This is a genomic window from Brachyspira innocens ATCC 29796, assembly GCF_000384655.1.
Classification (GTDB): Bacteria; Spirochaetota; Brachyspiria; order Brachyspirales; family Brachyspiraceae; genus Brachyspira; species Brachyspira innocens.
On sequence record NZ_ARQI01000059.1, the window covers coordinates 1 to 10,251 of the forward strand.

General features: G+C 26.9%; 9 protein-coding genes. 7 read left to right on the top strand and 2 right to left on the bottom strand.

Features of this window, described 5'->3' with window-relative positions:
• Window positions 1-161: 161 nt before the first annotated feature.
• Window positions 162-1,748, bottom strand: coding sequence for an NAD(P)/FAD-dependent oxidoreductase (locus F811_RS0101320; protein WP_020003504.1), 1,587 nt, complete (start codon window positions 1,746-1,748; stop codon window positions 162-164).
• Window positions 1,749-1,767: 19 nt separating this feature from the next.
• Complete coding sequence (locus F811_RS0101325; RefSeq protein ID WP_020003505.1) at window positions 1,768-3,726, bottom strand: hypothetical protein; 1,959 nt, start codon at window positions 3,724-3,726, stop codon at window positions 1,768-1,770.
• A 145-nt stretch (window positions 3,727-3,871) separates the two neighbouring features.
• Between F811_RS0101325 and ade the strand changes: the two genes are divergently transcribed.
• The 7 genes from ade (at window position 3,872) to F811_RS0101360 (ending at window position 9,789) form a co-directional block, all read left to right on the top strand.
• Window positions 3,872-5,602 carry an adenine deaminase gene (gene ade / locus F811_RS0101330; RefSeq protein WP_020003506.1) on the top strand — a complete coding sequence of 577 codons (1,731 nt, stop codon included), beginning with the start codon at window positions 3,872-3,874 and terminating at the stop codon, window positions 5,600-5,602.
• Window positions 5,603-5,699: 97 nt separating this feature from the next.
• Complete coding sequence (locus F811_RS0101335; RefSeq protein ID WP_020003507.1) at window positions 5,700-6,782, top strand: hypothetical protein; 1,083 nt, start codon at window positions 5,700-5,702, stop codon at window positions 6,780-6,782.
• Window positions 6,772-7,035 (top strand): EscU/YscU/HrcU family type III secretion system export apparatus switch protein, encoded by a 264-nt coding sequence (locus tag F811_RS0101340; RefSeq protein ID WP_020003508.1) that lies wholly within the window; start codon window positions 6,772-6,774, stop codon window positions 7,033-7,035. Before F811_RS0101335 ends, F811_RS0101340 begins: the two co-directional genes overlap by 11 nt.
• A gap of 4 nt (window positions 7,036-7,039) precedes the next feature.
• Window positions 7,040-8,275 carry an HD-GYP domain-containing protein gene (locus F811_RS0101345; protein ID WP_020003509.1) on the top strand — a complete coding sequence of 412 codons (1,236 nt, stop codon included), beginning with the start codon at window positions 7,040-7,042 and terminating at the stop codon, window positions 8,273-8,275.
• Between the two features lie 11 nt (window positions 8,276-8,286).
• Complete coding sequence (locus F811_RS0101350; protein ID WP_020003510.1) at window positions 8,287-8,652, top strand: YraN family protein; 366 nt, start codon at window positions 8,287-8,289, stop codon at window positions 8,650-8,652.
• 9 nt (window positions 8,653-8,661) lie between these two features.
• Window positions 8,662-8,790: a hypothetical protein gene (locus tag F811_RS17080; RefSeq protein WP_013113728.1), complete on the top strand. Its 129-nt coding sequence runs from the start codon at window positions 8,662-8,664 to the stop codon at window positions 8,788-8,790.
• 33 nt (window positions 8,791-8,823) lie between these two features.
• Entirely contained in the window at window positions 8,824-9,789 is a 966-nt protein-coding gene (locus F811_RS0101360) for a KpsF/GutQ family sugar-phosphate isomerase (protein ID WP_020003511.1), read from the top strand.
• Window positions 9,790-10,251: the final 462 nt, after the last annotated feature.

Sequence of the window (10,251 nt, forward strand, 5' to 3'; positions counted from 1 at the left end):
TAATTTTTAAAAATATTATGTTTATTTTATATGAATTCATAATTTTTTTCAAGTACAGCACAAATGAAAAAAGTTGTTTACTTAAAGACTATAATCCATAATAGGTTGTAATTTTTTATATTTTGAATTATTATAAAAAATATATATGTAATCATTACATATTAATTCTGGTCTGGTCTGGTCTGGTCTGGTCTGGTCTGGTCTGGTCTGGTCTGGTCTGGTCTGGTCTGGTCTGGTCTGGTCTGGTCTGGTCTGGTCTTTATTTCATGATATTCTTCTTCTGTATTAATATTCCAAATACTGCTTTTATCTACATTATTATTAATTATACAATTAGCAGCTTCCATAGCAGAAAGCATAGAATGGTCCATGTTATTGTATCTATGCATTCCATTTCTTCCTATCAAAAATAAATTATCTATTTTTTCAGTATATTCTTTAATCTTATAAAACTCATTATAAACACCTGTATATGAAGGATAAGCCTTTTTTATTTTAACAATGTTTGATGATACTATATCCTCATCTTTTATTAATTTTAATGATTTCATTTCTCCTATAGCAAACTTTATAAACTCATCATCACTCATAGACCATAATTCATCATTTTCAAAACACATATATTCCATACCAACATAATGCAGCTTTTTATCAGATACCATATAAGGACTCCAATTATTAAACAACTGAAGTCTGGCAACTTTTACATAAGGCTCTTGTATATAAATCCAATTATCTTTTACTATTCCGTCTTTATTATGTAATGCTATGTCTTTTAATAATAAACCTACTGTTATAAAGTCTCTGTATTGAAGTTTGGATGCGGTTATTGCTATATCTTCTGGAATGCTGCTCATCAATGATATAGAATGTATTAAATCTTTTACAGGCATTGTTGATATTAAATGGTCTATATTATTTATTGTTTCATTATCCTGAGCGGTTATTGATATAACTTTATTATTTTCAATTTTTATTTTTTCTATTTTTTTATTAAAATATATTTTGCCGCCCATATTTTCTATTTCTTTTGCTACAGTTTCCCATAGCTGACCAGGTCCGTATTTAGGATATAGAAATTTTTCTATTAAGCTAGTTTCAACTTCCTTTTGTTTAATATCATCAGTTTTGTTTTTTGGTTTTAAAGCATTAATTATTGTTTTCCAAACAGAAAGACCTTTAACTCTTTGAGCACCCCAGTCTGGACTTAATTCTGAAGGTTTTACCCCCCATACTTTTTCTGTATAATCTCTAAAAAATAAATTATATAATTCTCTTCCAAATCTGTTAACATAAAATTTCTCTAATGAATCAACATCTTTATATGGAAAAATAGAAGATTTAATATAACTAAAACCTATTTTGGCACATCTTAAAAATCCTAAATTAAATATTAAATCTTTACTTAAAGTTACAGGATAATTAAATAATTTCTTTAAGAAAAATATTCTTGATAGTCTGTTTCGTATAAGCATAACTCTGTCTGTATTTTCAGGTGATATGCTGCTGGATTCTTCAGGCATAATATTAATCCAGAAATTCATAACCTTATCGCTTTTAGAAAAGAATCTATGCCCTCCTATATCCATTCTGTTTCCATTATTGTTTACAGTTTGAGAAATACCGCCTATTACATTAGTTTCTTCATATATCTCTACATTCATACTTTTATTATTTTTTAATAATTCATAAGCTGCTGTAAGTCCTGCAGGTCCTGCTCCTATAATTATAACCATTTTATTATTCATAATTTCTTGTTCTCCTCAATTATTTATTTGTAACCATGTAAAATGTAATAGATTCTGATATACCTTCAAAATTTGTTAATTTTATATATTTAAGTCCGTTACCTTCTTTATCTAAAGAAATGATAGTTTTATTATTGATATTTGTAATAAAATTTGTATTATTATATTTATTATTTCTTCTTTTTTCTACCCAGTCAGCAAATGTAATAAATTTATCTAGTCCTGAATCGTATATTATTTTCTCTTTAAAATATGGAGATATTGAAGCTGATAAGAAATGAGAACCATTAATTATAATAATATATTTATTTTTATCATCATATTGATTTTCTTTTATATATTTAGCTGCTTTTTTAGAAAAAGAAAAATCATATTTAATATCATTAATATAGACATTTATATTAAAACCATAAAAATAGACTATGAAAAGTATAAATGATATATCTAAACTTAATTTAAATAAATCAGGTTTTTTTATAAAAAATGAATCTATTATATAAATAGCATATAGTATAAATATAAATAAATGCCTATCTGATAATCTATAAAATGCATTGACAGATACAATAAATACTACTAATAATATTAATTTTAATATAAATTCTTTATTTTGAGTAAGCTTTGGAAGTGTGAATTTGTTATTGATTTTTAAATAAACAAAAATAAAAAATACAGCTGCCGCAAACAGTACTATCAATAAGGATAATAAATAAAAAAATTGTTCATTTTTTATAAATGATAATATATTAGATCTTTTATAAACCATTATTAATATTTGAAACAAAATAGCCAATAGGAATAAATATAGTATGATAATATCTTTCAGCTTTTTTTTAATAAATGTATTATTATTTTTTGAAAATATCTTGTATAGAAAAAAGAATGATTCTATAAATCCTATTGAAGTGCCCACTACTGTAGTATTTAAAAGTAATCCTATTGAAAGTACATATCTCGTTGTTTTTGTATATCTATTTTCATAAAAATAAATCATAAGCACAAAAAGCATAAATGAAAGCCCATAATTTCTAGCAATAATAGGATATTCGTACATAACGATATCATTAAATATTATAAAAAATAACAAAAGTAAATTATATTTTTTACTTTTAAATATTATAATATACACAGCAATTATCATGAAAAAAGCATTTATTATATGCAGTGTTGGATAAAAAGGAAGTGCTGTAAATGGTTTAATAATAAAGAAAAATAAAAATGGATGCCCTTCTACACCAGTTTGAAATAATATATCTAATAGCGATAAATCTCTAGCTATAAGCCAAGCCTGCCCCTCATCTCTCCAAGGTTCATGATGATATATACCGATAATAATAAATACTATATAAAATATAAAAAATAAATATTTAAGTAAATTGGCAAATACATTTTTTTTATAATTTCTATCGTATAGGAAATTAATTTTTTTATTAGAAAAAGGTATTATAAAAATAGAAAAAAACATAAAAATAAATATTATAAATACAACAAAATTTAATTTTAATCTTAACCTATATGAAACATTATCTATCTTTTCAAAGTCTATAATTTTTGCTGAAACTAAATTACCATAAGGACTGCCATTTTCGTACATTTTTATAGATTTAATAAAATTATTATCATTTATAATTTTGTTAGTATCTATATAAACTCCATATATATCACTGTTTCTGAAAACTTTACTATAATATTTTATCCTAAAACCATAACTGTAATTTGTGATATTTTCATTTGTAAATATATAATTAGTCAAATCATCATTATTTAATATATTATCTATAGTAAAAAGCTTTTTTGTTTCCTCTATATTAAATCCGTTTAATTCTAAAGTTTTATTTATATGAGTTTCATCAAACTTAAAATCTCCTAAATAACATATTCTTTTTTTATTTCCTAAAATAGAAAAAGTTATTAAAGCAATAAGACAAATAATAAGAAATGATATGTATATAATAAAAAATAATTTTTTATTTTTCATAAATGACCTTAATATATTTAATCAGCATTAAAAAATTGTATTTATTATATAATATAAATAATATAATATCAACTTAAAATATTATTTGAAAATATCCTTATAATTTACTATATTTAAAATATATATTAAATTGTAAGGACTATTCATGACTATAGAAAAATTGTCAAAAATGATAGAAGTTTCAAGCGGTAAGGTTTTGGCTGATTTGGTGATAAGAAACTGCAAGGTAGTAGACCCAATATCTGCAACGATTACTGATGCTGATATTGCAATTTCAGATGATTATATTGTAGGGGTAGGTTCTTATAATGGCAAAGAAGTTATAGATGCTAAAGGCTCTTATGCTACAAGCGGACTTATAGATTCACATGTGCATATAGAGTCATCTTTGTGTACGCCAGCTAATTTTGCAGAAGTGGTTATTCCTTTCGGTACTACTTTAATAGTAACAGATCCTCATGAAATAGCTAATGTATGCGGTATTGAAGGTATAAAATTTATGATTAACTCTGCTAAAAAGAGTCCTTTAAAATGCAAGTTTATGCTTTCTTCATGTGTGCCTGCTGTTGGCTTTGAAGATTCTGGAGCTATACTTGATGCTGATACTATAGAAGAGTTTATAAATGATGATGATATATTCGGACTTGCCGAGATGATGAATGCTCAAGGGGTATTATCGCTTGATAGAGATGTACTTAAAAAATTACTTGCGGCAATCAATTCGGATAAGATTATAGACGGGCATGGAGTAATGCTTGGAGGAAAAACACTTAATGCTTATAGGGCTGCTGGAGTTTATACTGATCATGAATGCGTATCTGCTAAAGATTTAAAGGCAAGAATAGCCAATGGAATGTATGTACTTTTAAGACAGGGCTCTGCTGCTCAGAATTTAGCTTCGCTCTTACAGGGAGTTAATCAAAGCAATGCCAGAAGATGTGCTATGTGTACTGATGATAAGCATTTGGACGATATAATGAAGTACGGGCATATATCTCATAATTTAAAAATAGCAGTTGAACATGGTCTTGATGTATTTAATGCTATTGCTATGGCTACTATTAATGCGGCAGAATGCTACGGGCTTAAAAATATTGGTTTGATAGCTTCTGGATATAAGGCGGATATTGTTTTATTTGATGATTTGAAAGATTTTAAGACTAATAAAGTATTTATAGATGGCAAATTGGTTTCAGAGAATGGACATGCTTTATTTAAAACAGAAAAAGATGATTATAATGATAATATTTTTAATACTGTAAATATTGCCCCTATCACTGTTAATGATATACAGATAAAATTAAAAACAGATGAGGCTAATGTTATAAGAATAGTGAATAAAGATTTGATAACAGAAAAAAGTGTGAGAATAGTGGGCTTTGAAAACGGATATTTTAAATACAGAAAGAGTGTAGATATATTAAAATTGGTAGTGGCAGAAAGGCATAAAAGAACTGGTAAAATAGGTTTGGGTTTAATAGAAAATTATAAATTAAAAAATGGAGCAATAGCAACTAGTGTTTCCCATGACTCTCATAATATAATAGCGGTTGGAGATAATGATGAAGATATAATACTTGCTATAAAACAAATAGAAAAATGTTCGGGAGGCATTACCATAGTAAAAAAATCTAAAGTGCTTGATACTTTGGAATTAAAAATAGCTGGCATTATGTCAAATGAAATGCCAAGCGATATAGTAAAAAAAATATATTCAATGCATGAATTAGCTTATAATGAACTTAATGTTAATAGAGATATAGACCCTTTTATGACTTTATCATTTATGGCACTTCCAGTTATACCAGAAATAAAACTCACTACAAATGGTTTATTTGATGTAAAAGAGTTTAAGTTTATAGATGTGAGTGCCTGATTTTTTAAGCATATTTTTAATATGGCTAAACAATTATAATATGATTAAAATTAATACTGACTATTAACAAATTCATAAAACAGCATATAATAATTACATGCTTAATGTAGGTAAATATTTTAATAATATAACAAACAAAAATAATTCTGGAAATATAAAAGACGGCGATATAGTAAGGTATTCTGTAATGCGTAAACTTGATTCTGACAGAGCTTTAATAAATATAATGGGAAATAAGGTTACAGCATTATTTAAAAACGGCATGACAGAAAAAGGCTTTGCTTTAGTAGGAAGAAAGAACGGAGAGATAACATTAACGTTATTAAAAGATGCTTCAAGCCTAAAAGAGGCTAGAGAAAATTTAAAAAATATCGGCACAAAAAAAGATATTTTAGTTAACATAACTAGAGATAATTCCGAAATTTCTAATATATTACTAGAAAAAGGAATAAAACCAAGCCATGAAAATATCAGATATTTGGAGACTATATTAAAATACCTTCCAGACTTGGACATCAATAAAAAGAAGTTCATATTAAATGCAATGTCTAACGGGGTATATTTAACGGTAGAAGAAATAAATTCTTTAGGAAATATTTTTAGACATTTCAATGACATTCTTAGCATTATAAAAAACTCTAACAAAAATACTGAAACAACCGAAATATTACTAATGCTTTTAAATACTGCTGCCTTAAACAGCAATAATAATCTAGCAGAAAATTTAGATAAATATATACATGCAAATGCTAATTTTAATGCATGGTTTATGCTCTTTGATATGCTTCAGGGTGAATTATCTTCTGATAGTTCTAATATGCTTATGCTTGTTCTTAAAATACTTTCTTCTAATAGGAAGAATAGAAATTTTAAAGAAACTGTTTTTATGCTTCCAATACCTTTTATCATAAATGGTGAGGTAAAAGAACTTCTTCTATATATAAACAAAGAAGAAAGCGAAATGAAAAATAAATTAAGTTTTGTTTTTTATGATGATGATAAAGAGTTATGTGAAATAAAAATATCTGAATATGAGACTAATAAATATTTATTTGATATTCAATTATTTGATAAAAAGCTGTATAATAAGGTTGATAGAGAAGAGATTATGAATCTGATAAAGGATTTTGAAAATATAAAGATAGAAATAAATTTGCAAGGAAATAACAATGAAAAATAAAGATGTTGAAGCAGCAGCGGCCTTATTATATAATAGGGATATACATAATGCCCCAGTGGTTATATCCAAAGGAAGGCATTATTTAGCAAAAAAAATGGTAGAGACAGCACATAAAAACAAAGTTCCTGTTATTTCTGATGAAAAAACCGCTCATCATTTGATGCAGTTAGAAATAGGCGAAGAGATACCATATTCACTATATGAAGCAGTAAGTATAATATTAAAATATATATATAAATTAAAGGCAGAATAAAGCTATGGGAAAATTTAATAAAATAAACGTTCAAGATATTAAAACTAAAGCAGAGAAAAAAGACATATACTTGTATAATGATTTCATAGCCTCTACTGGGTATATAGAGATTAAAGAAGATGATATAATGAGGCTTAAAAAATGGGATATAGAGGAAGTATTTGTTGAGGAAGCAGCTTCTATAGAAATGCAGCAGGTTAGTGCAGATTTTGATAAGTTTATAAGAGAGTATAAAGTATTTAAAAAAATATATTTTAATATTATAAAGAAAGTAAAAACAAGTTTGGGTAATTATAAAAATAATAATATAGTAAATATTAATGAACTTAATGAGATTATAGATGAAATTTTGGATATAATGGAAAGAAATTTAAATAGTGTGCTTCAGCTTTTTAATCTTTCAAATCTCCCAAAAGCCGATGAATATTATATAAGGTCGTTGAATGTATCAATGATATCTATGATGATAGGGCGTGCTATGAAATTCTCTGAAAACAGAGTAAAAAAATTGGGTGTTGGTGCTATGCTCTATGATATAGGTCTAACCAAAGTACCTGATAAAATATTAAATAAATTAGGACGCTTTACTACTGAAGAGTACAATGAAGTGAAAAAGCATACTGTTTACGGATATAAAATAATGAAAAACAGCTTCCGTTTCGAGGAAGAAGTAGCCCTTATATCATTAGCCCATCATGAACTTTATAATGGTAAAGGGTATCCTAGAGGATTAACAGGAAATCAAATACATCTCTACACTAAAATAGTTTCTATAGCACATTCAGTAGAAAAAATACTTAAGCATAAAAGAATATCAGTGTCAAAATCTAAAAATCATGAACATAAATCTACATTTAATCTTATGCTTGAAAAAAATATGGAAAGCAGTAAAAAAAATATTTTTCTTTCAGATGCAGTCAGAGAAATTATACATGGGGCAAATACTAAATATGATCCTAATATATCAAAAACATTTGTAAGTATATTTACAGTATATCCTATAGGCTGTATAGTTCTTCTTAATGATAAAAGAAAAGGTTTTGTTTTTGCTACCAATCCGAATTTCCCAATCAGACCGATTATAAAAATAGTATCCAATGAAAATGGAGAGTTTATTGAAGATGGAGAAACTATTAATTTATTAGAAACTAATCAACTGTTTATAGCTGGTGTTGATAAAGATAATAATTTTTTGGAGGAGGTAAAAACAAAAATATTAGATACAGAAGAAGAAAAGTAATATTATAAGAAATGGCTAACAAAAAAGCGATAGGCAATCTAGGAGAGGATATTGCCTTAAAATATCTCGAAGGACTTGGTTTTTCTCTTTTAGAGCGAAACTTTAAAGGAAAAAAAACAAGAGGAGAGATAGATTTAGTAATGACAAAAGGAGTTGTTATTGTGTTTATAGAAGTAAAATATCGAAGACAAGGAAGTTTTGGATATGCAGCTTACTCAATATCTGAACGTAAGAAAAGAAAATTATACGAAACAGCTGAAGAATACTTAATTGAAAAAGGATTAAGTTTTAATCAAAAATGTTCCTTTGGGGCAGTTTTAATAGACGATACCCATTATAAGCGTGAAATATCTTTTATAGAAGATATATTTATTTAGGGGTATTGTATGAAAACAGCTGTAAAAATTAATCCAGAAAAAATAGACCTATATAAGAAAAAGCTAAAAGATAAAAAGTATATTGATAAAGCTATAGAAGGACTTGCAGGAAACTTAATAAGTTACGTAATAGATTGATAACAATATAATGAAAGGCAGTAATAGATTAGTATGAATATAATAGAACGTGGAAAGACTACTCTTTTATTAGAGAGTGAAAATCTTAGAGATTTATCTGATAAACTTGACAGTAATTTTGAAAATGCTGTGAATGAGCTTTTTAAAATCAGAGGAAGAGTAATAACATCAGGAGTAGGTAAAAGCGGTCATATAGCGAGAAAGGCTGCTGCCACTTTTGCCTCTACTGGAACACCAAGTTTCTTTGTAGACCCTAATGAATGTATGCATGGCGATTTTGGTATGATTACAAAAGACGATTACTGCATACTTTATTCTAAAGGCGGAGAATCGCGTGAGATTATAGAGCTTGTTAATTGGCTTTTAAGACAGAATATTCCATACATTGCTGTTACAAATGAAATAGATTCCACTCTTGCCAAAAATGCAAAAATTGTTCTTCTGACTTATGTTAAAGAAGAGGCTTGTCCTTTAAAATTAGCTCCCACTGTAAGTACTACTGCTTCTTTAGCATTATCTGATGCTCTTGCTACTGCTTTAATGGAGCTTAGAGGATTTAGAGCAGAAGATTTCGCTGTTTTTCACCCAGGTGGAAGTTTAGGCAGACAGTTAGCTAAAGTAAAATCCATTATGCATACTGAAAATTTACCTATTATATCTATCGATGCTACTTTACAAGAGGCTCTATTTAAAATAATAGAATGCAAACTTGGCATAGCCATTGCTGTTGATGATAATAATATACTAAAAGGTATAATAGTAGATGGAGATTTAAAAAGGCTTCTTGTAAAAGACAATGATATACAAAATATTCTCTCTAAAAAAGTTAAAGATATTATGAATACTTCTCCTAAAGTTATTTATGAAGATACTTTAATAGGGGAGGCTTTGCATATGATGGAAGGTAAAATCACAAATCTTGTTGTAGTTGATAAAGAGAATAATGAACCTATTGGAATAGTTCATATACATGACATATTAAAAATAAAGGCTTTCTAAATAGCTTTTTATAAAATATAATTTCGTTTGACTATAAACCAACTAAAAACTTTATGTTAAACAATTTTTAAATTATTCTGTATCCCCGCCCTTTAAGATTTAATAGCTTTATTTTTTTAATATGTTTTAATTAAATATTTTAAGTCTACACTTCAAAAATAGCACCCTCCCAAAGCGTTATTTAAATTAAGGCTTTTCTAAACGCACGCAGAGAGTATTTTTATATATAGTTCAATTTTATAATTCTAATTTTGCACTATATAAGAATCGATTGAACGTGCGTTGAAGAGCATTACAAATTTAAAAAATACTTGGGTGGGCAGCCAGAGTAACAGTAAAAGCTAAAGAAGAAAAATAATTTATAAGTAACATATCAACGCTTTAAAATTTAGAGGGTGGGAGTTAAAATAATTTTCAAAATTTTAATTTAATCCCCGCCCAAAGCGTAATTTAAATTTAAGG

What these genes read in the sequence shown, in the direction of transcription:
- F811_RS0101340 (WP_020003508.1), top strand. Translation starts at nt 6,772, where the DNA reads ATGAAAAATAAAGATGTTGAAGCAGCAGCGGCCTTATTATATAATAGG.
- F811_RS0101345 (WP_020003509.1), top strand. Translation starts at nt 7,040, where the DNA reads ATGGGAAAATTTAATAAAATAAACGTTCAAGATATTAAAACTAAAGCA.
- ade (WP_020003506.1), top strand. Translation starts at nt 3,872, where the DNA reads ATGACTATAGAAAAATTGTCAAAAATGATAGAAGTTTCAAGCGGTAAG.
- F811_RS0101350 (WP_020003510.1), top strand. Translation starts at nt 8,287, where the DNA reads ATGGCTAACAAAAAAGCGATAGGCAATCTAGGAGAGGATATTGCCTTA.
- F811_RS0101325 (WP_020003505.1), bottom strand. Translation starts at nt 3,726, where the DNA reads ATGAAAAATAAAAAATTATTTTTTATTATATACATATCATTTCTTATT.
- F811_RS0101360 (WP_020003511.1), top strand. Translation starts at nt 8,824, where the DNA reads ATGAATATAATAGAACGTGGAAAGACTACTCTTTTATTAGAGAGTGAA.
- F811_RS0101320 (WP_020003504.1), bottom strand. Translation starts at nt 1,748, where the DNA reads ATGAATAATAAAATGGTTATAATTATAGGAGCAGGACCTGCAGGACTT.
- F811_RS0101335 (WP_020003507.1), top strand. Translation starts at nt 5,700, where the DNA reads ATGCTTAATGTAGGTAAATATTTTAATAATATAACAAACAAAAATAAT.
- F811_RS17080 (WP_013113728.1), top strand. Translation starts at nt 8,662, where the DNA reads ATGAAAACAGCTGTAAAAATTAATCCAGAAAAAATAGACCTATATAAG.